This window comes from Bernardetia sp. ABR2-2B (assembly GCF_037126435.1).
Taxonomy (GTDB): domain Bacteria; phylum Bacteroidota; class Bacteroidia; order Cytophagales; family Bernardetiaceae; genus Bernardetia.
Map to the genome: position 1 here is coordinate 2,257,184 of NZ_CP147020.1, position 24,350 is coordinate 2,281,533.

A 24,350-nucleotide genomic window follows, 5' to 3' on the forward strand; every position below is an offset into this window, starting at 1 on the left:
TTCTTTCATATATACGTCTTCTATCTAAAAAGGTTTTATTATGCTGAACTATTTTATACTTCAAATTATTAAAGTAGTGTCAAAAATCTCTTTCTGAACTGATAAAGTCTATTTCCTCAATCTTCGTTAAATCTTATTAAAACCATTTTTATTCTGTTTTCTTGAATAAAATATAAGTTATCTTAGTAGAGTTGTTATGCTTATAGTTAAAATAATTTTCTATATAAATTGTTTTTCAACAACTTTACTTAATTTTGTTTGATAAGAAGAAGTTAGCTTATAAAGATAAATCAGCAAATCAATTTAAGAATAAATCATTATCTAATTTATAGTATAGTTTTATGTCAGAAAGTAATTCAGAATCTTCAAATGAGCGTCTTATCTACACACGCAGTACGCCTAAAGAGAATAAAGCAAAGACAAAATCAACTACTTCTATCTCAGCAGCTCAAATAAAACTACCTATTTTTACGGCAATTGCTTTGGGAGTAGGTTTGATTTTTGGCGCACGTTTTTTTGGAGGTCAAGGCAATTCTTTTTCTTCTTCTTTAGTTGGTTTGCAAACAGAAGAAAGCGCATCTGACCAAGCCAAGAAAATACGTCAAGTTCTTTCTTATATAGAAGACTATTATGTCGATACAGTTGATTTGACTGATATTACAGACCACGGCATAAAAGAAATGCTCTCCAAACTTGACCCTCACACTAGTTATATTCCTGCAAAAGATGTGGAGATAATGAACTCTCAATTAGAGGGAGATTTTGAAGGAATAGGTGTTGAGTTTGTTCTTTTTGAAGACACCATTCAAGTCATTATGCCAATTCCGAACAGTCCGTCTTCTAGGGCAGGAATAGAGGCAGGAGACAGAATCATAAAAGTAGATGAAACACCCGTTGCTAATGTAAAAATTGATAATAGAAAGGTTTTTGATTTGCTTCGTGGCAAGAAAAATTCAAAAGTAAACTTGACTGTTTTTCGTCCCTATCAAAATAAAGAACTTGTTCTGACAGTTGAGCGTGGCACAATTCCGACCAGCACAGTAGAGGTAGGTTATATGCTTACTCCCAAAACAGGTTATATCAAGGTGTCTCGTTTTGGAATGAATACATTTAAAGAATTTGAAACGCAGCTCAATAAGCTTCTTCGTGCAGGAATGAAAGATTTAGTTTTGGATTTGCGTGGAAACCCTGGTGGATACATGGATCAAGCTGTCAAGATGGTAGATGAGCTTTTGGCAGGAAAAGAAATGATTGTTTATACTGACGGTAAAAAAGACCGTTTTGATAGTGAAGAAAAAGCACACAGAAAAGGAGATTTTGAAGAAGGTGCTGTAGTTGTTTTGTTAGATGAAGGAAGTGCTTCGGCTTCTGAAATTGTGGCTGGTGCATTGCAAGACAACGATAGAGCTTTGATAGTTGGTAGGCGTTCGTTTGGAAAAGGATTGGTTCAAAAACCGATTACACTTCGTGATGGTTCGGAGCTTCGTCTTACTATTTCTAGATATTATACGCCAAGTGGTCGTAGCATTCAGAAGCCATACAGCGACACAACGGATTATAGCTTAGAGATTATGGAACGTTATACGAATGGCGAACTTTATGAAGCTGATAGCTCAAAAATGAATAGAGAGAAAAAGTACAAGACGGCTCATGGAAGAACAGTTTATGGAAGTGGTGGAATAATGCCTGATATTTTTGTAGCAAGAGATACTTCTTATTTTACGCCTTATGTAGATTCACTTTACACAAAAAATGTAGTTCGCAACTGGACAAGCACCTATTATAATCTCAACAAGGAGAAATTCAAGGCGATGAGCGTAAAAGAATTTGTCTCTAATTTTACGATTGATAAAAACCTAGAAAATGATTTTTTAAGTTTTGCTAAAGGTCAAAAGGTAATTTTTAATGATTCTCAATATCAGACTTCAAGAAGTTTTATTTTGAATCAGATAAAGGCAAATTTGGCAAAACTTAGTTGGCAGTCTGAAGGATATTATCCTGTTTTGAATAAAGAAGATAAAGAAATCAAAGTTGCTTTAGAAAATATTGAAAGAGCAGAAGAACTCAAAAAATATTATTTGGTAAAAGAATAGACTCTAAAAGTGCCTGTCTTGAACAATTTTATTAATATTCTTCGCTCTTAATTTTGAAAGAATAATTGATATTTTCTGCTGCAAAAATGGCTTTATTTTTCATTGGTAATATCATAAACTCAAATGTAGGTTCTTTACCTGTTGTTTGTTCTGTTTGTCCCCCCAAAATTGAAACAGAATAAATTCCATTAGCTATTTTAATTTGTGCCTTTCTATTTTTTAATAAAATATTAATGTTCTCTGGGCTATAATTTTTCAAATAGGGTACTGTAAATAAACAAATCTGTTCGCTTTTGACTTCCAAAAAATATCCGTCTTGTCTTATTTGCAGGTCATTTTTATGCTTTGAGAACTCACTATTTCCACTAAAATTGAAATAGATGGTATAAGGGTAGTTCTCGATTTGTGAGAGTGTAATCATCTTTCCCTCTTTTATTGCTCTCTCTCCAAAATCTGTCGTAGTAAAATTATCGATTAAATTATTGGGTAGGTTATGCTTATTTTTATAATCTAATAATGTGTATGGGTCTGCCAATATAAAATAGTCAAATAAATCATTCAACTGTTCTTCAAATTTATGTATTTCCATTTTTCACTTAAAAAGGAGGTTCATCATCAAAATCAGCTGCTTTATTGTTCTTCAAATCATTATCAATCGGATTCATATTATTTCCTTTGCTTTGAAGTGTCGTAAATCCGTCGTCAATTGAAGGAAGACTTGAAAGATTATCATTTGCATTTGGAAAACCACTATCATAGCCTGTATTTCCTGCCGAAAATCCTCCTTCATCCAAATCTTGAAATTTGGTATATTTTCCTACAAACTGTAAAATAACAGTTTCCAAACTACCGTGACGATTTTTTGCGATGATTACTTCGGCTGTTCCCTGTGTAGGGTTTCCCATTTCATCTTGCGTAATTTCATAATACTCAGGACGATAAAGGAAAATTACCATATCTGCATCTTGCTCTATGGAACCCGATTCTCTCAAATCTGAAAGCATTGGTTTTTTATCTCCTCCACGAGTTTCTACGGCACGAGAAAGCTGTGAGAGTGCCATTACAGGAACATTGAGTTCTTTTGCAAGTTGCTTTAAAGCTCTTGAAATACCTGCAATTTCTTGTTCACGATTTCCTCCTGCACTTCCAGAATCTCCAGACATGAGCTGCAAATAATCAATGACAATCATATCCAAATCGTGCTGAGACTTTAACCTTCTTGCCTTTGCACGAAGTTCTAACATCGTAATGGCTGGTGTATCATCAATAAAAATCTTGGAAGCTGAAAGCTGTGTTGTCCTGTGGATAAGTTGCGCCCATTCGTGGTCTGCAATACTTCCGTTACGTAGTTTCTGACTTTCTACTTCTGCCTCTGATGACATCATACGGGTAAGTAACTGTTCGGCTGACATCTCTAGTGAAAAAATAGCTACACAATGCTCGTATTTTACAGCTGCATTTACGAGTGCCGAAAGTACAAAAGCTGTATTGTGCGTAAGCGTAAAATCATCTGTTACATACAAGCTATCAGCACTATCGATTTTGATACAAGAGGCTTCTTTGTTTCCAATAAAATCAACTTTAGTAATGTACTTAAAAAGTGGTGAAATACTGTTATTTGTAGTCGTTTGCGCTCCTGTTTCCAAATCTAAAAGAGTAGCAGGTAATTCAAACTCTACATTAAAATAATTTTCGCCTTTTTCATTTTCCTTAATGAAAACTATTCCACCTAAAGAACGAATTAGAAAAACAAAATCATCTTTGAGACGAGAAGAATCTGTTTTATATTTTCCTTTTGAGTCTTGATTCAAACGTCCTGAAAAAGCCAACATTCCATCTAAAAGCTCGGTTCGTTGTCGCACACTTGACCACAAATATTCTTGAGGAATAAAAGGCTCTTCTGAAAAATTGACCATTTGGTCGCCAAAAGCATGTTGTAGTTTTTCATACGTTTCTGCCATTCTTTCGCTCGTTTTAAACGCATCTTTATCAGCTAAAAGGCTTGTTTGTCCTTGATTGGCTACAAAAAGCCCCACCAAATAGCTACTCAAAGGTAGTTTTTTCTCTTCAAACTGAATTGGCATTACCATCGGAATATAATGATTTGGCTTACCTGCACCTGTAAGAAGTGTTTTTTTGATTTCCTTTAGAGAGCGAACAGCTAATTTATTTTCAGATTGCTGAAAAGTAATCCATAGATGTTCTTCACAACACTCTGTACTTGTTCCATCTTCAAAAGTAACTTTATAAATTGGTTTATTGCCTTGTGGAAAAACGTCTTTTACCTTATAAAACTTTCCATCACTTCCTGCCAGTAAATCTTCTTTTTTTATCTCTCCCATCGTTTTCCAACCATTTTGAGCCAGAAGTTTTGCATCGTGAGGTTGTGCTTTTCCCATACCGGGACGAGCTGCCAAAATAATCAAATCCGAACGCTGCCAACCTGCTGTTATTCTGTCCAAAGCCGTAAAACCACTCTGAATACCTGTAATTCCTGTTTTATTTTTTCGTTTTTCTTCTAAATCTTTTAAAGTATTGAGATAAACGGATGCCATATCAGAAGTACGTTTCCTAACATTATCTTCTGTAATTTCGAAAAGTTCACTCTGTGTTTCATCTAAAAGCTCAAAAGCATCTTTTGTATCTTCGAAGGCATTTTCACGAACTGTAGAAGCTACACCAATCATTTTTCTTTTAATAGCACGTTCCACAACCTCGTGTGCGTGATAGACAACATTTGCAGAAGAACTAACCTCAGTAGTCAGACGAACAAGCGCATACGCACCTCCCACAATCTCTAAACTTCCATTTTTTTCTAATTGAGTTCTGACTGTCAGAAGGTCAATCGGAGAACCTTTAGCAGAAAGTTCCAACATTGATTGATAAATAAGCTGATGTGCATCTTTATAAAAACTATCTGCCTTCAAAATATCAACTACATCTTCAAAAGCCTTTCTTTCTAATAAAAGCGCACCCAAAATAGCCTCTTCCAAAGGAATAGATTGAGGTGGAAGTTTGCCCATTTCATTGGATAAATCATTCGCAAAACCGTTTTGCTTTTTTTTGTTGAAAGAACCTTTTTTAGAAAAATTATTGCTTTTGTTATCCATTTCTATTTTAGATTAACCATTATCAATATCTTAGTTGTAGATGATTGATAAGGTAGAGTTATTTTTACTATTTCTATTATTCTATCAGAAAGCTTTATTTTTGTTTCTTTTTCTTGATCAACTTTCTTCCTTCGCCATCAATACGACGTTTTACTTTTTTAGTATCTTCTGCTGCTGGTAGCTCTTCTGGAACAAACCCACGACGTATCAATAATTGCCTTACTTCTTCATTATTTGTGATATGTTCTTGAGCTATTTCAGCAGAATTTTGCAAGTTTTTGTTTTTAATGTTTCCATTTGTTAGTGTTGTAGCTAATTGTTTACCACTAATCAAAGGAGTTTGTAAATAATCGGCTAATGCTCTATTTTTTGGAACACCTAATTTGTCTTTCATTCTTTGTGTTGTATTTCCACCAAAAAAAGCTGTATCCCCTTGTGAACGTATGAGAGCGAAACCACGACTATCTGTACCTCGCTCATAAGCTAGTTGAGAGAGTAATTTTTCAGCAAGTGTTAATTTATCTCTTTCTTTTAGTCGTTCGGTTTCTTCTAAACGTTTTTCTATTAACTCTTGTTTTCTTGTCTGTATAGCAAAATACATTTGAGCAAAAGCAATTTCTTCTTTATTTGGGTCTCCATTTTGAGCAATAAGATAACAGGCATACCTAGTAAGTGCATAATCTTTCACTTCTCTTTCTCCTCCTTTTCCTACTAGTATCATTTTGCTGACATCAGCAAAATGATACTCAACACTCTGGGAGGCATTCTCACAAGAAATGACAGCCTTCTTTATTACCTTCTCAAAGTTCCTCCATTGTGTATAGTCAAAAATAGTTTGTAAATCTCTAGCAGACCAAAACTCTACTCCATCTTTTTCCTTTCTAATGTATTCAAGTTGAGCAAATAAATAATTACTTGTTGTCTTATCCATATTCTTTGAAGTTATCATTGTCAAATATATCTAAAATATAAGATACTTGAATTTAATCAAAAATTAGTAGAGATAGTTTTGGAAGCGTTTTTAATACAAATTTACTAAAATTAATAGCATAAACTAAAAAATAGAGTTTCATTTTTAAAGTTTTATTCCTCATTATTTTGATTCTGCCTATTCCAAATTCGTGTCAAATTCTCTATATTTTTTTTAGTCAGTATTTGTGTTCTAATTAAGGTTCTTATTCCATGAACCATAATCATAGATGCTTTACCTGTTTCAATAAAATATTTTAATTCTAACTCATTTGTTAATCTAACCAATCCAAATATAATTTCAACGTCTCCGTAACCTTTGAAATTTCCATAGCTTTCATCTGAAACTTCATTCATACTACCTATTTTCTCAACTCCATTTTCTTTAGTAATTAGTCTTTGAGTAGTTAGAATACTATGATTTTCAGAATCAAGAACCGTTGAACAAATGAGTAACTCATTTTCTTGTAATTCTAGTTGAATCTCATCATAAGGAAAGTCTGAATTGCAGACATAAAATTTAGTCCATCTAAAATTATATGGTTTTATAGTATGTTTTCTGATAGCAGCAATGCAAATTCCGTGTTTTGATTTATCAGTCTTACTCATTTTTGATTATCATTAACGTGAACTCGGTATTATATTTTTCAATTTTTACTCCTTTAGGAGTTCAATGTTGGTAGCAAATAAAGTAAAAAAGTGGTTCTTTACTCCTTTAGGAGTTATATATTCATTTCTCCACGTCAAAGATTTATATGTAGTTCCTACGGAACAATTTGATTTTAATCGTCTATTTTCTACCAACATATAGTTCTGATGGAACAAAATACAAAAAATAGTGTGTAAACAGTTGAATTATAGTTTATTAAAAGCCGAGTTCACGTTATCATTAGTGATTAATAGTAAAAAAATAATAGCATAAACTAAAAAACTTTGGGTTTAATGTAGGCGAAATGTTACAGAAGTTAGCACTATAGTATTAACAAATTCTAAATCAAAATGATAGAGTAGAGCTTCCTTTAAAACTCTCTCTGCTTCTTCATCACATCCATACCCTATTCCATTAACAACCTTTATTTTAACGGTAGAGTCAGTCAAAACTTGGTATCTAATCATAACACTTCCTTCGACTCCTTTCTCTTTGGCTTCTAAAGGATATTTTATGTTTTCATTAATATAACTATGAATTTTAAATGTTCTCTCTTTATCACCTTGAGCTAATTTAATCATCTCTAGACTATCATATACAGGATAAACATTTTCTTCCGAAAGTTTACTGCTATCTATTTCTAAATTGCTTGTACTCTTAGGTGCTTTCCTAGTACTACAAGATAGTAGTATGCATAAAAAAAGTATGCTCATTATATTATTTTTCATAGATTTCTTTTATACCTCTATTTTTGATAAAATTATATGAGCTCAAATTTAATGAATCAATATGGTATAAAATAGTATAAACTAAAAACTTGTGCGTAAATTTGTCGTAATCCATACTTTCACTTTAACTATTGTCAAAGTCTGATTACAGACTATTTACAAAGTTAAAGCGCATAAAATCAAGTTATGAAAAAAATATCCTATTTCCTGCTTTTTGCTTTCTTATTTCTAATTTCCTTCAAAAGTCAGTCTCAAAATATTGGTCTTGGTTTTTTGTTTCGTCCTAATATTACGCTCGGAACGGCTATTGTTCCTACTCAAAATGTAGAAGATAGCTTGAAGTTTGGAATGAATCGTTTTTATGCCAATTTGGTTGTACCACTTAGTGGAAAATTAAAATTAGATATAAAAAATATCAATGCTTCTTTTACACAGCATTTTCTGACTGTCAATACAGGTTTGAGATTACCTCAAGGAAATTTAGTAGAAGAGAATACCAAAATCTATAATTTTTCAGCAGGGATCACAGGAGTTCATGCAAATATCAGAAGTGGCGTTTGGTTTTATACGGTTAATGGTGGAATTGTACAAGATATTCAAAAACTGAATGAATCTAGCCCCTTTTTTACGGCTGCAGGTGCGTATATTCGTGTAAAAGGAATTTATAAACACAATATTTATGGTGTAGCTTTGCTGTATCAATACGAACGTTTTTTGCCTGTTCCTATTTTGGGAATCAATCGTAGATATAATAAAAAATGGTTTTTGGAATTACTTTTACCTGCACAAGGCGCAATGCGTTATCAGTTTAGCAAAAAGTTTAAAGCTGGTGTTTTGGTCGGATTGGGAAGTTTTCGTGCTGGTGTGAATCCTTCTACGAATATCGTTTTGCCAAATTTAGGAGGAAAAGGAAATTTGAATCTTAATTATACCGAACTCAAAATTACTTCTGTTGCTGAACTAAAAATTAAAAATGGAATCTTTTTGAGTAGTGAAATTGGCGTTTCGACAGCTCGTAGTCTTTCCTTCTTACGTACTTCTGATAATGAAATTACTTTTGGAGCTTCTACTGTTCCTTATGGTGCAATAAATTTACATATTGACTTACAAAAATCTAAAACTAGCCCGATTAGTTCTCGTCTTTTTGGAAATGATTTTTAAATAAATAACTGGTTTAAACATCAACACTTGAATCAGTTATTGCTTTTGCGAGAAATCAACAAAACATAAACCATACTGTCTTCGCTCCATATTCTTTTGCAAACTCTAAAAAACGTTTAAAATTTCTTAAATCTTGTCCAAAGTTTCCTTTATCAACATTAAAATCAGAAAAATAATATTCTGAATTAAGAGTATCATAATCTGGTGGCAGTAAAAGTTTATTCAAGTCTTCAATTTTTGAAAGTTTTTCTAGTAGAGAATTTATTGTAACTAGAACTTTGTCTAGATTATTTTCTATCTCAGCTTTTGATTTTTCAGCATCATCTAGTATTTTTTGTTCTGCTTCTTCATCTTGAACAAGTTCTAACTCATGTTCTATCTGTATCTCTTGTGGGTATTCTAACATTTGATAAATAATGGAAATATCAACCTCTGTAATCTTTCCAATTTGGTCTAATTCGGCTTCTTCCTCATTCATTATTACATTTTTTCTAAACATAAAATCAGCGAATGTTCTAGTTAAATAATGAAGTTCATGCTGTTCTTCTGTTTCCCGCAAATCATCATTATCTGTCCAATAATGTAGATCAAGTCCCATATTCAAAGAAAATTATAGATTTTAGAAAATTGAAATATTAAAGAAAAAACCTATTCCAATCACAAAATCAGAATAGGCTCACAAAAAACTTACTTCTCCACTACAGCAAAGAAATCAAAGCATTTATCGGCATCATCAGAGATAAAATAATCGTCCATTGTAACCGAACCAACTAATGAATTATCTTGTTCTTGCAATTTTTTACGATTCATTCTATTCAAAATATCATACGGAATTTGCAGAATTTGTCTAGGCAAGTTTTGTTCTAAATTAAAAATATCTAGTTTTTTGTATTTAGCTACCGATTCTTTATTTTGGTTGTAATATTCCCAAATTTTTTCATTTCCTGTAATTCCTTTTAGCTCTACTTTTGAGAAATATTTCTTTAAAAGTGTTTCTAATTCTTGCGCTGTGTATTCTCTTACGTGCCACGGATTGCGAGTAAGCGAAAGTTTGATATTTGGTGTAGTGAGTATCATTTTTCCACCCTTTTTCAACACTCGTTGAATTTCTTTGAGGTAAAAATTATCATCTTCGATATGCTCAATAACTTGCTGCGTAACAACAGTATCAAAACTCTCATCTGCTTGATTTGCAAACGGAGGAATATTTTGATTCAGAAAAGTAAATTCTGGATGTTGCTTTTGCAAGTGATTGATAAGTTCTTGATTTTTGTCAAGAGCTGTATAATGCGTACAGTGAGGTTTGAAAAGCTCTGCACCTTTTCCCACTCCACAACCTGTTTCCAAAACGCTTCCACTTATGTGCTTTACAGTTTGGTAATAAGCAAAAAGCAGACGCTGATGAATTACATTATCACTAGGAATGGTATAAGCTGTTATTTCGGTAGTTTTGAACATATATGTAGTCGACAGGTTAGCTTCGCTGATTTACAATTCCAAGCTGTCATATTTTTTTGTATGGTTATTATTTTCAAACAGCTTGGAAGCTGTTTGCTACGTATTACAAAGGTCTTAATTTTTCTTGTAAAAACGCTATAAATTAGACTTTAAAACCCTCAAATTCACATTTTATAGATTTTTTTGATTACATTTTGATAAAAATTAGTAGAAATTTTGAAAATTATTTATGCAATCTGATGAACTATTGCATCTACTTAGTATAAAATGAGAAAAATCATCAATCACAATCAAAAAACTAACTCTATTTAATTATGAAAACTACTTTGAAATTTTCGCTTTACTTTTGGATACTATTTATTCCATTTTTAACAGCTTGTGGTCAGTCAGACTCTTCTTATAAAACAGAATCTGCTACTGCTGGGTATTCAGATGAAGAATTAATAGATGTACCACTGACAAATATACCACCACCAATAAATACTTTAGTAAGTTATCAAGACGGAACAGAAGGAGGAACTTCTACTGAACCGATTGTACAAGGCTTGTATGTCATCAAAACAGGAAATATGCAACTTCAAGTACAAGAATTAGAAAAAGCTAAAGAAGAAGTTTTGCAGAAAGTAAAAGCAAACAAAGGATTTACTTCAGCTGCCAATTATAACGATTATAGCTCTTCAAAGCAGCAAACTATAACAATTCGTGTAGCATCTAGTAATTTTGAGAACTTGATGAAGGAACTAGTGACGATTGGTTTTGTGGAAAGTCAGTCGCAAAACTCACAAGATGTAAGTGAAGAGTTTGTAGATATTCAAGCACGTTTGAAGTCAAAAAGAGAAGTAGAAAATCGTTATGTAGAAATTTTGAAAGATGCCAAAACGATTTCTGAAATATTGGAAATTGAAGATAAGTTGCGTGTCATTCGTGAAGAAATAGAAGCTAGAGAAGGACGTTTGCGCTACCTAAAAGACCAAGTTTCACTAAGTACAATCAACCTAACACTTACTCAAAAATTAGAAAATTACTCTAAACCACCAGAACGTTCATTCTTTAGTCGTCTCTTCGAAAATATGGGCGAAGGTTGGGACGATTTCTTGATGTTTGTGGTTGGAGTGATGCGTCTGTGGGTATTTTGGATTGTATTGGCAGGAGTTATTTTTGGAATTGTGAGATGGAGAAAAGCTAGAAAGAAATAAATTACTAAAAATCAACACGTATAGTTCTGAGTTCACTTTAGCAATAAATCAAACTCAAAAATAATTTTAGCCATAAAAAAAGTCTTCATTTATAAAATGAAGACTTTTTTATATTTATCTATAAAATATGCTGTGAATAATTAGTTTCTAACAATTCTAAGAACTTTACTTTGTTTGTTAGAAATAACTTCTATGAAATAGACACCAGCTTTTTGATTTTGTAAATCAAAGGTCGTCTCTAAATTTGCACCTTCTTTATTTTGTTCTTGTACTTCAATAACTCTACCCAATACATCCATCAGACGAAGAGTAACTGCTCCTTTAGCTTCTTGGTTTGTCCAAGCTACCGTTACTTTTCCATTACTTGGGTTTGGATAAGCTTTTAACTTTTCATTCAAATCTATTTGACTAGCTACTTTAGATGCTACTCTAGTAACAAGAGGAGTACAAAATGATGTTTGTACTTGCCCTGTATTTCCTGATGGTGAATAAATAGCAACATCGGCCACTAAAGTTTCACTAGCATCAACAGTATACTCTTGAACCACAACTCCATTTTTATAAAACTTCATCTGACTACCCTCTCTTGCTACTGTAAATACATCTCCTGCTTGGTAAGCGACAGGTGTACCACGTTGGCGGTTAAAACTTGGAATCGCAAGTGAGTTGGCTACAAAATACCACGCATAATCAATAGATGTATAAGATACTTCTGTATTAGGAGTTGCTAAACCTACCATATAAAACGTTTTGTTATCAACAATAGTATTACTAACCCATCCATCATTACTACTTGTAATTGATTGTGTTGAAGTAGCTCCACTTGTCCAACTTTTAGTAGAACTTGTTTTAGTGAAAACATTATTTGATAGACCTATATCTACTGCATTGTCAATATTGATAGAGTAACCAATAGCAACATGTTTGGTACGAGAACCATATGATCCAGAAGCAGTAACAGAATAAATGCCTGTATTCTTATTTGAAACATTAGGCGTAGTTTCTCCTCCTCCTGACCACAAATAACTAGTAATGCCTGTCTCTCCAAATAAGGTTGTTGTTGCAGCTCCTGCTCCATCAGTAGGGCAAGTATTGGAAGTAATAGAACTAACTTCTAAAGTTATAGGACAAGACGTAAATTGTATTTGTGGAACAACAGCAGAACTTGTAAGTGCTGAAACATCAACCGTTAAATCTCCTGTTGTAACTCCAGGAACTGTTCTAAATGCGACTCCATTTTTAGAATATACAAGTGTTGTTCCTGTACGCTCTATTTGAAAATCATCTCCTACCTCATAAGTACCAAATTCACCACCAACACCATACGGAATTCCATTCTCATAAACAGCAATAGTTCCAGCATTAGTAAGATAAATAGCAAAACGAATTTGTCTAAAACCTACTACTCCTTTATTATAAGAAAGACCAACCATATAATTATAGTTTTCAGAGTCTGATGCAGTAAATGCAATACCTCCATCACCTCCAATTTTTTCCTCTGAGAATGCCTTACTTGTCCAACCTGTAGTTGCTGACTTAACAAGTTGTTGATTTGCATCTACTGTAAACTGAGTTAATTCTGAAGCATTCCACGTTAAATCATACCCTACTTCATAAGTGGCTGTATAATCAGTACCTCCATCTGTAATCGTAACGGTATATTCTCCTGGTGCAAGTCCAGTAATAGTTGATGTAGTAGCTCCACCTGGAGACCATGAATAAGTTGCACTGCCAGTACCTCCTGCTACTATTAACTCTATCTCTCCTGTAGAAGTTCCTGTACAACTCGCTCCTGTTACTTCAGCAAAATAAGTCAAAGGAGATGGAGCTACAACTGGACAGCTAAGTAGTTCTATTTGAGGGAGAGTAACAGAAGCACTATAAGCTGATACATCAGCTATCAAGCCAGTAGTAGGTACACCAGTAGTAACTGTTCTAAGTGAAGTGCCATTTTTAGAATATACAATTGTAGTTCCAACACGCTCTACTTGGAAAATATCTCCAATTTGAAAAGTCCCAAATGAACCTATGTTTGCACCAGACTCAAATATTCTAACATTACTTCCATCTACGTAAATAGCATATTCTATACTAGCAAAACCTACTGAGCCTTGAGTAGATGAAAGACCAATCATGTATCTTTTATCATTAGTAGTTGCTGTAAAGATAACTCCGCCATCATCTGTCATAGCCTCATCAGAAAATGCTTTGGTATTCCATCCTGTACTTCCTGATTTTACTAATTGATTGCTTCCATCTACAGTAAGACCTGTTATTCCTGTCCAAGTTAATGTAGCAGGTACAATATATGTAGCTGTATAATCAGTTCCACCATCTGTAATGGTAACTTCATACTCTCCTACCGCTAAACCAGTAACATTTTGATTCGTAGATATTTCTGTCGTTGCTGGTACTGTATTCCACGAGTATGTTTGTGCTCCACTAAAATCATTTAAAGTTAAAGTAATTGCTCCTATATCGCTAGAACAACTTGTGCTTGTTATATCAGCAGAAAAAGTTGGAGTAAGAGGAGCTACAACTGGACAGCTAAGTAGTTCTATTTGAGGGAGAGTAACAGAAGCACTATAAGCTGATACATCAGCTATCAAGTCGCTAGTAGGTACACCAGTGGTAACTGTTCTAAGTGAAGTGCCATTTTTAGAATATACAATTGTAGTTCCAACACGCTCTACTTGGAAAATATCTCCAATTTGAAAAGTCCCAAATGAACCTATGTTTGCACCAGACTCATATATTCTAACATTACTTCCATCTACGTAAATAGCATATTCTATACTAGCAAAACCTACTGAGCCTTGAGTAGATGAAAGACCAATCATGTATCTTTTATCATTAGTAGTTGCTGTAAAGATAACTCCGCCATCATCTGTCATAGCCTCATCAGAAAAAGCTTTGGTATTCCATGCTGTACTTCCTGACTTTACTAATTGATTGCTTCCATCTACAGTAAGACCTGTTATTCCTGTCCAAGTTAATGTAGCAGGTACAATATATGTAGCTGTATAATCAGTTCCACCATCTGTAATGGTAACTTCATACTCTCCTACCGCTAAACCAGTAACATTTTGACTTGTAGATATTTCTGTCGTTGCTGGTACTGTATTCCACGAGTATGTTTGTGCGCCACTAAAATCATTTAAAGTTAAAGTAATTGCTCCTATATCGCTAGAACAACTCGTGCTTGTTATATCAGCTGTGAAAGTTTGAGCAAAACTTGTTGATATAGTTACAAGTAAAAGGAGGGTAAGAAGCCAATACCTTTTAAAAGATAAATAATTAGAAAAATAATTCATAAAAAAGCATTTTAAAGTGAAATGAACGAAATAAAAAAACGGTTTTGAAAAATTTTATAACTTATGAAAATAATAATTTAGTATAGCCTTCTTGCACTTATTAACTCCTTTTAAATTTAGGAGGAAAAGTCTAGTCTGATTTTGAGTTTTTTTGATGAAAATAGCACTATCCTATACAGAAATAGTAAAGCTAAGTTCATTATATTAAACATATTATTATCTAATATTTAAAAATAAAATATAACTTTTCTATTTTTTTTTCTACAGGAAATCATAGTTTCAAAAATTTCATAAAACCTTTTTCTAAGGTACTTCATTTTTGACTAAAAAGCAAGTTCGTAAGTTGATTATTATTATATGTATTTTGTGGAAAATTATTGTGTCTTTATTTTCTAAAAAATTGAGTATTCATGCTCAACTTTTTAAATAATACATTTACTTTCATTTAAGTTAAAGCATCACTAATATATATACTAGTAAATTTGATTATGGTACTTTTCCTAGACCAACTTTTATTTTGAAGCTTATTACCTCCATCATTGTATGTTTTACTCATTTTCAACTTTAAAGCCTCGCCGTTACTTTAGACTTATCAAATTTTCCTTTTATATCATAAATAACTGTTTTTTCATGTTTGATATTATCAAAATCTAAGGATTCAAATTCTTTGTGTGAAACTGCTAAAACAACAGCATCATACTTTTGAGTAGGTTCTTTTATCAAATCAAGATTATATTCATGTTTTACTTCAGCAGCATCTGCCCAAGGGTCATAAACTTCTACATTTGCACCAAAATCTTGAAACTCTCTAATTACATCAATTACTCTTGAATTACGAATATCAGGGCAGTTTTCTTTAAAAGTAATTCCCAAAACTAAAATTCGTGCGCCTTTTACACTACTACTTCGCTGAATCATTAGCTTTACCACTTTTGCAGCTACAAAAACACCCATAGTATCATTGATTCTTCTTCCTGCCAAAATTACTTCTGGATGATAACCCAAACTTTCAGCTTTATAAGTCAAGTAATAAGGATCTACGCCTATACAGTGTCCACCAACAAGCCCTGGCTTGAAAGGTAAAAAATTCCATTTTGTTCCTGCTGCTTCCAATACTTCAAGCGTGTCGATATTCATTTTATCAAAAATAAGAGCGAGTTCATTGACGAAAGCAATATTCAAATCTCTTTGTGCATTTTCAATTACTTTTGAGGCTTCAGCTACTTTGATAGAAGAGGCAAGATGAGTTCCTGCTGTTATAATTGAACCATAAAGAGCATTTAATTCTTCTGCTATTTTAGGTGTACTTCCACTGACTACCTTTTTTATTTTAGCAATTGTATGTTCTTTATCTCCTGGATTGATACGCTCTGGGGAATATCCACAAAAGAAATCTTGATTAAATTTTAATCCACTTTGCTTTTCTAAAATAGGAACACAATCCTCCTCCGTACATCCTGGATAAACTGTTGATTCATAAACTACAATATCTCCTTTTTTAAGAACCTTTCCTACCGTTTTTGAGGCTGAAAGGATAGGTGTTAAATCGGGTTTTTTATATAAATCAACAGGTGTAGGAACAGTAACAATATAAATAGTTGCTTCTGCCAGTTTTTCAAGACTTGTAGTAAAAGATAGTTTTTTTGATTTTTTCAATCCTTCTGTATCTACTTCAAGCGTTCGGTCATATCCTTGCTTTAACTCTTCAATACGATTTTCATTAATATCAAAACCAATAGTAGAATACTTTTTACCAAACTCAACAGCTAATGGTAAACCTACATACCCCAAACCAATAATTGCTAATTTATATGTCATAAAAATAAAGACTTTGTTAAATCAAAAGGAGAGTTAAAACTATTTTTTTATTATCAGTTTACAAAGTACCTAATTTTTAGTTACATAAAAAAACTAACTAACTTTATTTTTAAGTCAGTCAAAAAATTCTCTACTATCTGTTTTGAGAACCCTTTAGCTCATCTATTTGCTTTAATACTTCCTCTGCCTCAGCAGTTTTGAGATCACTGGCTTTTCTATCTGTACGAGAGAGTTTGAAAGCTTCTTCTGTCATTTTTTTATATTTTTCTGTCAATTTATCAATTTTTGCTTGTATTGGGTCTTTTTTCTTGAACAGTCCGAACATAATTTTGTTGATTAGTGATTAATTAAATTGTTAATGAATAAATGGCTAACAAGTTGTATTCTGATTTGTTTTGCTATATATCAGCCATAAAAAAAGTCATCAGCAAGTAAATTTTGCTGATGACTTTTGTTTTCCACAAAATCAAGAATTAGAAACGAAGTTCTATAAGCTCCCAAAACTCTTTTACTTCATCATTCTGAAAGTTCCAATCATATTTCATGATATAGTTATTTTTCAAAAACATAATTGCCTCTTTGTGTGTGGCACAACGGTCTATTCCTGTGAGTGCATCCTCTAATTCATCTTGATTATTACCAAACAATTTTTTAGTAAAAAGAAATTTTTGATTTAGTGTTATGAGTTCCTTAATTGTTTTTCCAGAAGGTTTAAAACGCTCTGCAAAAGTAGGTGCATCAGTATCTGCGCCAGTTGTATATTTATCTGCAAAAGTAGGAGCTTTTACTGCTTCAGCTTGTTTAGCAATTGTTTTTGTAGTTGCTATTGGACTATTACTTTTGTCTTCCTCATTCATAAAATTAGGCGAAGAATAACTAGTTTTTTCCTCAGCTACTTCTTCACGCTTATAAGATTTGAACAAAGGAGCTTCCTTTTTTTCTACTGGCTGTTCCTCTGGCTTTTCTTCTTCTTTTTTTACTTCCTCTTTCTTTTCTATATGCGTTATTTCAGAAGGAGCAAAGTTATTTACATTCTCTTCTTCAAAAGAAGTATCAAAAAAGCTTTTTACTTCTTCTTTTTTAGGAGCAGTTTCGATTGTAGGCTCAAGATTTTTTTCTTCTACTTTCTCCGTCTGCTGTGTTTTGTCAGTAAAAGTTACAAATTCTTGAATTTTGAGAGGTACAATATCTCCAAGCTGACGTAAAACAGTCTTTGGATCATCATATTCTACATTGTTATCTACAACATTTCCAATTGTATCAATTGCCTTTGTAGCTGAAATCATTCCAGCATTACTTTTTTCTTCTAATCCTTTTATAATTTGCTCAAAGAGAATTTTGTGTGTCTTTACATACTTCAAAGCAGGTTTAAATTCTTCATTAACACGAATTGCACCTCCATTTTGAGCTAATTTTTGAACTTCTTGCTCATAGAAAACATAAGGAGCTAAGAGAAGTTGTATAGTATCAGCGACAGATTGAGTAACTAATTTTTCAAAGGTAACTTGGTCAATAGAAATATTTCTAGAGAGCATATTCATAAGTTTCTCTAAAAGAGCTTTTATTTCTGGATGCTCATAATCAAAAAATGGACTTTTAATTTTAGCATTGTCAGCTTGCCATTTTTCGAAAAGAATTTTGATAATAAATAAATTTATCTGTTTGATACCACAAAAATCTGTGAGTTGAGAGCCTGTGATACGCTCGTGTTTTGCAAAGAAATCCGAACAGACGGCTTTAGCGAATGATTCGGCGTAAGCAAGAACAGCGTTGTTATTTAATTTACTTGCCATAATTTTATTAGTAATTGGGTTTGGATATTTTTTTTTATTGGATTAGCTTCTATTTTTGTGCTTTACAAGCTACCAACTTTTTGATTCAGATTACAAGTTCGTAAAAATGATAATCAATAATTTACTTTACTGTATTTTTTTGAGTTTTTTTTCTTCCAGTCTATTAAGAAGGAGTATTCTAAAATTTTATCTAAAAATACAAAAACAATTTGAACTCTATTTGATTGACTTTAATAATCTAAATAATCAAGCTATGTATAGTAGCTATTATTTTTCAAAAAGACATTAAAGTATTTATTTTTTGTTCTATTCTTTAATTACGTTTCTTAATTTCCAAAATATTGCCAACAATGCCAAAAATTACAATTCTGAACATGAACGCCTTAGAATTTTCGGCAGACACAAAAAAAAGTCTGTTACAGAACATTTTAGATGAGCAAATAGACTGGTTACACTCTTGTGGAGGAAAAGGAAAATGTACAACCTGTAAAGTTATTCTTAAAGAAGGAGGCGAATATCTTACACCAAAAGGGAGCGTAGAAAAAAACTTTTTTGAACTAGAAAAACTAAAAGAAGGCGAACGTTTGGCATGTCAGTGTAGCTTCAAACAAAAAGTAGATAAAGATACAAAATTAGTAATCTGTGCAGCAGATGAAAACAAGCTTCCTCATATAGAATACTCTGATTGTTAGTTAGTTAAATCAAAAAAACCATATTCTTTTAGTGAATATGGTTTTTCAGTTTTGTATAAACCAACTCGTTTTATTTTGCAAAAAGCTGGTCTATATTTTTGAAGGCTTTAAATTCTAAAGCATTATTTTCTGGGTCTAAGAAAAACATCGTTGCCTGTTCGCCCACTTTTCCTTCAAAACGCAAATAAGGTTCAATGATAAATTTTATATTCTGATTTTTCAGTTTTTGAGCTAACTCTTCCCATTTTTCCCATTCCAAAACAACTCCAAAATGAGGAACAGGAACATCATGTCCATCCACAGGATTAGATGCTAATTTCTCTTTTGGAAAGTCATTTCTTGGTTTTTGATGAATAACAAGTTGATGTCCAAAAAAATCAAAATCGACCCAATGAGAATCACTTCGTCCTTCCGAACACTCTAAAACATCTCTATAAAACTCACGACATTTTTCTAAATCAATGACAGGAATAGCTAAATGAAAAGGCTGCATAGTTATTTTTATTTTTTAATAAATTTTTCTGTCAGAACTTTGCCTGTTTTTAGATTAGAAATTCTGAGAATATACAATCCTTTTGAAAAAGAGGAAAGATTTTGATTAAAATTTTGAATTCCTTTTGGATATGTATTTATGTTTTTTGAAACAGACTTTCCATTACTATCAAAAATTTCTACTTGAATTTCAGAATTAGAAGTCGGAACGGCAAAGATAAAACTAATAGCATTTTGAGCTGGATTTGGATACATTTTTTGAAGTTCAAAAGCTGTAATTATTCCTTGATTATCAATCGCAATTGTTTTGGTATAAGTAAATGTTCCGTCCAAATCTACTTGCTTTAACCTATAATAATTAGTTCCATTTTGTGGTTCTTTATCCCAATATTGATAAATTTGATTTTCAAGGTTATTGTTTCCAGCCTTCAGCTCTCCAATCTTGATAAAATCCATTGCATCATTACTTCTTTCTATTTCAAAATGAGAAGTATTGAACTCTCTAGCTGTTGCCCAATGTAATAAGTTTTGTTCTTTTACTTTTTCTCCTCTAAACTCTGTAAACTCTAAAGGTAAAACAACACAATCTAGCCCTGCTGTACCTGAGAAGCTAATATCAAAACCAATACCTGTACTACTAAAGTTATTTATGACAATATAATACCTTTCTCCAGCAATTACATTCAAACCATCATTAAATGGATTTCCTCCACCTGGATTTTCAGAATCAGGATCAGGGTCATTATCTCCAAAACCTCCTGCTAATCCTGTGTCTAATCCTGTTGTACCTCCTGCGCCTGTGGTAGAGCTTGCATTACAAGAAACACTATTTGCACCAACGACATCAGCACATGTATTAGCTCTAAAGAGATTAAAATCATAATCATCTCCACCTGGATTTTGAGAATCTATTACAAAACCTAGTGTTCCAGAAGTCTGAATTTCAAAATTTAGCCAAATAGACTGTAACTCTGTTTCATCTACTCCTCCTGTAAAACAGTTTCCAATATTACTATCAATAGCACCAGGACCAAAACTATTTGTATTAAAAGAAGAGCTACTACATAAAGGGAAACTCACATCACAGTCTGAATATTGATTCTGTACACAAATATCCATTGTTCCTTCTCCTCCTCCATTGCTCCAAACTCTCAGATAGTATGTATCTCCTCCTACAAGACCATAATCTAATATTCTTGACATATTCCCATCTCCGCTATCATTATCACAAGCGACAGAAGTAAGTGTATTACACGTTCCATCAGTTGAGCGATATAATTCCATTCCACTATTCGTGATTGTTCCTGCTTCTGTATCAATGACTGCTTGTCCTCCAGCAGGTGCTACAAACTTATACCAAACATCCTCTGTTCCTGTACCATTCGCACATGAGGGGTCTCCTCCAAAGGTATTGCTGTACGTTCCTCCCGAATTAGTGATTTCTTCAAAAGTACAATCAAACTGTCCTACTGGCAAATCAAAAGCTCCTGTGCATTCATCATTGGCTAGGGGTGGGGGAGTTCCAAATACACACATATTGCCATTCATATTTCCTCCACCAGTATTAAATCGAATCACTCTAATATGGTAAGTTACACCTATTACTGCAGTAAATGTTACTACTTCAGTTCCTCCATTACCGAATGCATCTGCACAAGCCCCTGCTACTTGAGTTCCTCCACAACCTCCTTCATAAATAGCCAATGCTGCATCACGATTAGTATTAGAATTAGCAGCTACTGTCATATTCGTAGAATTGGCTACGAAAGAAAACCAAGCATCCTCTCTAATATTACCATTCGTAACACAAGAAGTGTTAGCAACTGTATTATCTCTTGAAAAACTTCCTGGTAAAGAATATCCAAATCCCACACAAGTTGTAGTAGGAGTGATCGAAATAGCACCTGAACAATCATCAGACTGGGCATTTGTATTTATAGTAAAAAAGCAAAACAAGAAAGTAATTGCTAAAGTATAAAGTAGATAATGTTTGTTTTCCATATTTTTTATTTTAGTCTTACTTTTAAGTTAAAGCATACCGTATTCAAAGAACGTACAAAAAATTGCAAGTATTGCATCAATTATTGATATAATACAATATATTTACCAAATCACACTACTTTTTAAGAATTATTTTTTAATAAATTTTTCTGTCAGAACTTTGCCTGTTTTTAGATTAGAAATTCTGAGAATATACAATCCTTTTGAAAAAGAGGAAAGATTTTGATTAAAATTTTGAATTCCTTTTGGATATGTATTTATATTGTTTGAAACAGACTTTCCATTACTATCAAAAATTTCTACTTGAATTTCAGAATTAGAAGTCGGAACGGCAAATATAAAACTAATAGCATTTTGAGCTGGATTTGGATACATTTTTTGAAGTTCAAAAGCTGTAATTATTCCTTGATTATCAATCGCAATTGTTTTGGTATAAGTAAATGTTCCGTCCAAATCTACTTGCTTTAACCTATAATAATTGATTCCATTTTGTGGTTCTTTGTCCCAATATTGATAGATTTGATTTTCAAGGTTATTGTTTCCAGACTTCAAGTCTCCAATCTTGATAAAATCCATTGCATCATTACTTCTTTCTATTTCAAAATGAGAAGTATTGAACTCTCTAGCTGTTGCCCAATGTAATAAGTTTTGGTCTTTTACTTTTTCTCCTCTAAACTCTGTCAGCTCTAGAGGAAGAACAACACAATCTAGCCCTGCTGTTCCTGTAAAGTCAAGATCAAACCCTGAACTAGAGTTTTCAAAATTATTTATTAATAAAAAATAACGTTCTCCTGCCACCACAGGTACATCTGCATTGATATTTGTTCCCCCAGCAGTTTGTGAATCTGATGTTCCACCACTAGCACCTGTATCACCTGGACTCACATCATCTGAATAATTACAAGATCTTACTGTTCCATTTGCATTTATGTCATTACAAAAAGAACCCTCATCTCTATACAGAATGAAATCATAATCATCTGAATCGTCTTGTGGAGAGATAATAAACTCTAAGACACCTGATGTTTGTATCTCAAAATTTACCCATACAGACTGCCTTTCTGTATCATCAGTCCCAGTAAAGCAGTTCCCAACGCTAGTATCTGTTGCTCCAGGACCAAAGCTATTTGTATTAAATGATGAGCTACTACACAGAGGCAAACTCACATCACAATCTGAGTATTGATTCTGAATACAAATATCCATTGTTCCCTCTCCTCCGTTATTCTCCCATACACGCAAATAATAGGTGTCTCCTCCTATGAGACTATACTCTAGTATTCTTGACATATTTCCATCTCCTCCATTGTTATCACAATCAACTGATACAAGTGAACCACAAGTACCATCTGGTGCATGATAAAGTTCCATACCACTATTGGTAATCGAACCTGCTTCTGTATCAATAACTGCTTGTCCACCTGCTGGAGCTACAAATCTATACCACACATCCTCTGCGCCCGTACCATTAGCACAAGTAGGGTCTCCACCAAAAGTATTACTATATGTTCCACCTGCATTTGTAATTTCACTAAAAGTACATTCAAACTGACCTACTGGCAAATCAAAAGCTCCCGTACATTCGTCATTGGCTGGGGGAAGAGGGGTACTGACTACACAAATATCACCACTCATGCCATTATTTCCTCCACTATTAAAGCGTATTACTCGTATTAAATATGTTGTAAGTGGTACAGTTGGCACAGTTAAAGATTCTGTTCCAAAAAAATCATCTACACAACCTATTTGAACAAGTCCACCACAGCCACCTTGATATACTGCTAATACTACATCTCTATTTGTAGTTGCTGTAATTGTAGCCGTAGTATTATTAGCAACAAAAGAAAACCAACCATCTTCTCTATTCAAAGCACCTGTTGCGCAAGTTGCATCTACTACTGCATCTGTACTAAATGTTCTAGGAATAGAATAAGGAGTATTAATACAAGACGCTGATGGAGCTAAAGAAACAGCTCCTCCACAATCATCAGATTGTGCATATGTACTAGCACTTATCAACGTTAATAAGAGAGTTATTATTGGAATGTAAAATAAGTAGTTTTTCTTTTTCATAAAGCAAATTAGTTTATATTTTGGCTAAAAATAATCATAAATTATGAGTTTTGATGTATTTTGTCAAAAAAATAAAACAATCTACAAACTCAAACTGCTTTAGCAGTTATTTTAAAACCAACACGAGGAATATTTTCTATTTTAACGTTGCTATCCTCTTTTAAGTATTTTCTTAGCCTTGAAATAAAAACATCTAAGCTTCGCCCTAAAAAGTAGTCGTCATCTCCCCAGAGTTCTGTCAAGATAAACTCCCTTCTCAAAACTTGCTCTTTATTTTTACAAAAAAGCTCTAGCAGTTCGGCTTCTCTTGAAGTAAGTGAATGTTTTTTTTGAGAGGGGGAAAGCAAAGACATGTTTTTTATATCAAAAATATAATTTCCTATTTTTATGGAAGAATTTTTCGAATTATCAGTTTGAGAAATAACCGAACGTCTCAAAAAGACTTCTATTTTTAAAACTAGTTCTTCTATACTGAAAGGTTTTGTCAAGTAATCATCAGCACCAATACGTAGCGCATGTAAACGGTCTTCTTGTAATGATTTGGCAGTCAGAAAAAGAATTGGAATTTGTTTGTTTTTGGCTCGTACTTTTTGAGCTAACTCAAAGCCATCTAATTTGGGAAGCATTACATCAAAAATACATAAGTCGAAATTATTTTCTTCTTTCTCAAAAGTTTCAAAAGCTGTTTGTCCGTCTTTTATCCATTCAATAATGTAACCCTCTAATGTTAAGTGGTCTTTTACTACAAAGCCAAGTGTGGGGTCATCTTCTACAAAAAGTATTTTTTTACTGGACATTTTTCA

19 protein-coding genes are annotated in these 24,350 nt (G+C 32.9%); 4 read left to right on the forward strand and 15 right to left on the reverse strand.

All coding sequences use genetic code 11. The features are described from left to right. Positions 1–341 precede the first annotated feature (341 nt). On the forward strand, positions 342–2,093 hold the full coding sequence (locus WAF17_RS09465) for a S41 family peptidase (RefSeq protein ID WP_338769252.1): 1,752 nt from the start codon (positions 342–344) through the stop codon (positions 2,091–2,093). Between the two features lie 31 nt (positions 2,094–2,124). Here WAF17_RS09465 and WAF17_RS09470 read toward each other — a convergent pair whose 3' ends face one another. The 5 genes from WAF17_RS09470 to WAF17_RS09490 form a co-directional block, all read right to left on the reverse strand. Further along, positions 2,125–2,682, reverse strand: a complete 558-nt coding sequence (locus tag WAF17_RS09470) for a hypothetical protein (RefSeq protein ID WP_338769255.1) — start codon at positions 2,680–2,682, stop codon at positions 2,125–2,127. A 7-nt stretch (positions 2,683–2,689) separates the two neighbouring features. After that, positions 2,690–5,203, reverse strand: a complete 2,514-nt coding sequence (dnaB, locus tag WAF17_RS09475) for a replicative DNA helicase (protein ID WP_338769258.1) — start codon at positions 5,201–5,203, stop codon at positions 2,690–2,692. A 94-nt stretch (positions 5,204–5,297) separates the two neighbouring features. Next, positions 5,298–6,134: a DNA damage-inducible protein D gene (gene dinD / locus WAF17_RS09480; protein WP_338769261.1), complete on the reverse strand. Its 837-nt coding sequence runs from the start codon at positions 6,132–6,134 to the stop codon at positions 5,298–5,300. 152 nt (positions 6,135–6,286) lie between these two features. Then, on the reverse strand, positions 6,287–6,781 hold the full coding sequence (locus WAF17_RS09485; RefSeq protein WP_338769264.1) for a hypothetical protein: 495 nt from the start codon (positions 6,779–6,781) through the stop codon (positions 6,287–6,289). Positions 6,782–7,111: 330 nt separating this feature from the next. Continuing rightward, positions 7,112–7,549, reverse strand: coding sequence for an energy transducer TonB (locus WAF17_RS09490; RefSeq protein WP_338769268.1), 438 nt, complete (start codon positions 7,547–7,549; stop codon positions 7,112–7,114). 186 nt (positions 7,550–7,735) lie between these two features. On the opposite strand from WAF17_RS09490, the gene WAF17_RS09495 reads away from it, so the two are divergent. Continuing rightward, complete coding sequence (locus WAF17_RS09495; RefSeq protein WP_338769270.1) at positions 7,736–8,710, forward strand: DUF6268 family outer membrane beta-barrel protein; 975 nt, start codon at positions 7,736–7,738, stop codon at positions 8,708–8,710. 55 nt (positions 8,711–8,765) lie between these two features. Here WAF17_RS09495 and WAF17_RS09500 read toward each other — a convergent pair whose 3' ends face one another. After that, on the reverse strand, positions 8,766–9,308 hold the full coding sequence (locus tag WAF17_RS09500; RefSeq protein WP_338769271.1) for a hypothetical protein: 543 nt from the start codon (positions 9,306–9,308) through the stop codon (positions 8,766–8,768). An 89-nt stretch (positions 9,309–9,397) separates the two neighbouring features. Then, positions 9,398–10,168 carry a class I SAM-dependent methyltransferase gene (locus WAF17_RS09505; protein ID WP_338769273.1) on the reverse strand — a complete coding sequence of 257 codons (771 nt, stop codon included), beginning with the start codon at positions 10,166–10,168 and terminating at the stop codon, positions 9,398–9,400. Between the two features lie 314 nt (positions 10,169–10,482). Here WAF17_RS09505 and WAF17_RS09510 point away from each other — a divergent pair, with 314 nt between their 5' ends. Beyond that, a complete protein-coding gene (locus WAF17_RS09510) occupies positions 10,483–11,364 on the forward strand; it encodes a DUF4349 domain-containing protein (RefSeq protein WP_338769276.1) in 882 nt (293 codons plus the stop codon). A 140-nt stretch (positions 11,365–11,504) separates the two neighbouring features. Here WAF17_RS09510 and WAF17_RS09515 read toward each other — a convergent pair whose 3' ends face one another. The 4 genes from WAF17_RS09515 to WAF17_RS09530 all read right to left on the reverse strand — a co-directional run bounded on the left by WAF17_RS09515 (position 11,505) and on the right by WAF17_RS09530 (position 18,289). After that, on the reverse strand, positions 11,505–14,678 hold the full coding sequence (locus WAF17_RS09515) for a T9SS type A sorting domain-containing protein (RefSeq protein ID WP_338769279.1): 3,174 nt from the start codon (positions 14,676–14,678) through the stop codon (positions 11,505–11,507). 564 nt (positions 14,679–15,242) lie between these two features. Continuing rightward, on the reverse strand, positions 15,243–16,496 hold the full coding sequence (locus tag WAF17_RS09520; RefSeq protein WP_338769281.1) for a nucleotide sugar dehydrogenase: 1,254 nt from the start codon (positions 16,494–16,496) through the stop codon (positions 15,243–15,245). A gap of 133 nt (positions 16,497–16,629) precedes the next feature. Then, on the reverse strand, positions 16,630–16,821 hold the full coding sequence (locus WAF17_RS09525) for a Lacal_2735 family protein (protein WP_338769283.1): 192 nt from the start codon (positions 16,819–16,821) through the stop codon (positions 16,630–16,632). Positions 16,822–16,969: 148 nt separating this feature from the next. Beyond that, positions 16,970–18,289, reverse strand: a complete 1,320-nt coding sequence (locus WAF17_RS09530) for a hypothetical protein (protein WP_338769285.1) — start codon at positions 18,287–18,289, stop codon at positions 16,970–16,972. A 350-nt stretch (positions 18,290–18,639) separates the two neighbouring features. Between WAF17_RS09530 and WAF17_RS09535 the strand changes: the two genes are divergently transcribed. Further along, positions 18,640–18,981, forward strand: coding sequence for a 2Fe-2S iron-sulfur cluster-binding protein (locus tag WAF17_RS09535; protein WP_338769288.1), 342 nt, complete (start codon positions 18,640–18,642; stop codon positions 18,979–18,981). A 70-nt stretch (positions 18,982–19,051) separates the two neighbouring features. Here WAF17_RS09535 and WAF17_RS09540 read toward each other — a convergent pair whose 3' ends face one another. From WAF17_RS09540 to WAF17_RS09555, 4 genes are all read right to left on the reverse strand, one after another. Beyond that, positions 19,052–19,474 carry a VOC family protein gene (locus WAF17_RS09540; RefSeq protein WP_338769291.1) on the reverse strand — a complete coding sequence of 141 codons (423 nt, stop codon included), beginning with the start codon at positions 19,472–19,474 and terminating at the stop codon, positions 19,052–19,054. Positions 19,475–19,482: 8 nt separating this feature from the next. Then, positions 19,483–21,474 carry a T9SS type A sorting domain-containing protein gene (locus WAF17_RS09545; RefSeq protein WP_338769294.1) on the reverse strand — a complete coding sequence of 664 codons (1,992 nt, stop codon included), beginning with the start codon at positions 21,472–21,474 and terminating at the stop codon, positions 19,483–19,485. Between the two features lie 129 nt (positions 21,475–21,603). Then, positions 21,604–23,547 carry a T9SS type A sorting domain-containing protein gene (locus WAF17_RS09550; protein ID WP_338769296.1) on the reverse strand — a complete coding sequence of 648 codons (1,944 nt, stop codon included), beginning with the start codon at positions 23,545–23,547 and terminating at the stop codon, positions 21,604–21,606. A gap of 89 nt (positions 23,548–23,636) precedes the next feature. Continuing rightward, positions 23,637–24,344 carry a response regulator transcription factor gene (locus WAF17_RS09555; RefSeq protein WP_338769299.1) on the reverse strand — a complete coding sequence of 236 codons (708 nt, stop codon included), beginning with the start codon at positions 24,342–24,344 and terminating at the stop codon, positions 23,637–23,639. Between the last annotated feature and the right edge of the window lie 6 nt (positions 24,345–24,350).

Excerpts from the sequence above, each read along its gene's own strand:
- WAF17_RS09465 (WP_338769252.1), top strand. The coding sequence starts at position 342 with ATGTCAGAAAGTAATTCAGAATCTTCAAATGAGCGTCTTATCTACACA.
- WAF17_RS09470 (WP_338769255.1), bottom strand. The coding sequence starts at position 2,682 with ATGGAAATACATAAATTTGAAGAACAGTTGAATGATTTATTTGACTAT.
- dnaB (WP_338769258.1), bottom strand. The coding sequence starts at position 5,203 with ATGGATAACAAAAGCAATAATTTTTCTAAAAAAGGTTCTTTCAACAAA.
- dinD (WP_338769261.1), bottom strand. The coding sequence starts at position 6,134 with ATGGATAAGACAACAAGTAATTATTTATTTGCTCAACTTGAATACATT.
- WAF17_RS09485 (WP_338769264.1), bottom strand. The coding sequence starts at position 6,781 with ATGAGTAAGACTGATAAATCAAAACACGGAATTTGCATTGCTGCTATC.
- WAF17_RS09490 (WP_338769268.1), bottom strand. The coding sequence starts at position 7,549 with ATGAAAAATAATATAATGAGCATACTTTTTTTATGCATACTACTATCT.
- WAF17_RS09495 (WP_338769270.1), top strand. The coding sequence starts at position 7,736 with ATGAAAAAAATATCCTATTTCCTGCTTTTTGCTTTCTTATTTCTAATT.
- WAF17_RS09500 (WP_338769271.1), bottom strand. The coding sequence starts at position 9,308 with ATGGGACTTGATCTACATTATTGGACAGATAATGATGATTTGCGGGAA.
- WAF17_RS09505 (WP_338769273.1), bottom strand. The coding sequence starts at position 10,168 with ATGTTCAAAACTACCGAAATAACAGCTTATACCATTCCTAGTGATAAT.
- WAF17_RS09510 (WP_338769276.1), top strand. The coding sequence starts at position 10,483 with ATGAAAACTACTTTGAAATTTTCGCTTTACTTTTGGATACTATTTATT.
- WAF17_RS09515 (WP_338769279.1), bottom strand. The coding sequence starts at position 14,678 with ATGAATTATTTTTCTAATTATTTATCTTTTAAAAGGTATTGGCTTCTT.
- WAF17_RS09520 (WP_338769281.1), bottom strand. The coding sequence starts at position 16,496 with ATGACATATAAATTAGCAATTATTGGTTTGGGGTATGTAGGTTTACCA.
- WAF17_RS09525 (WP_338769283.1), bottom strand. The coding sequence starts at position 16,821 with ATGTTCGGACTGTTCAAGAAAAAAGACCCAATACAAGCAAAAATTGAT.
- WAF17_RS09530 (WP_338769285.1), bottom strand. The coding sequence starts at position 18,289 with ATGGCAAGTAAATTAAATAACAACGCTGTTCTTGCTTACGCCGAATCA.
- WAF17_RS09535 (WP_338769288.1), top strand. The coding sequence starts at position 18,640 with ATGCCAAAAATTACAATTCTGAACATGAACGCCTTAGAATTTTCGGCA.
- WAF17_RS09540 (WP_338769291.1), bottom strand. The coding sequence starts at position 19,474 with ATGCAGCCTTTTCATTTAGCTATTCCTGTCATTGATTTAGAAAAATGT.
- WAF17_RS09545 (WP_338769294.1), bottom strand. The coding sequence starts at position 21,474 with ATGGAAAACAAACATTATCTACTTTATACTTTAGCAATTACTTTCTTG.
- WAF17_RS09550 (WP_338769296.1), bottom strand. The coding sequence starts at position 23,547 with ATGAAAAAGAAAAACTACTTATTTTACATTCCAATAATAACTCTCTTA.
- WAF17_RS09555 (WP_338769299.1), bottom strand. The coding sequence starts at position 24,344 with ATGTCCAGTAAAAAAATACTTTTTGTAGAAGATGACCCCACACTTGGC.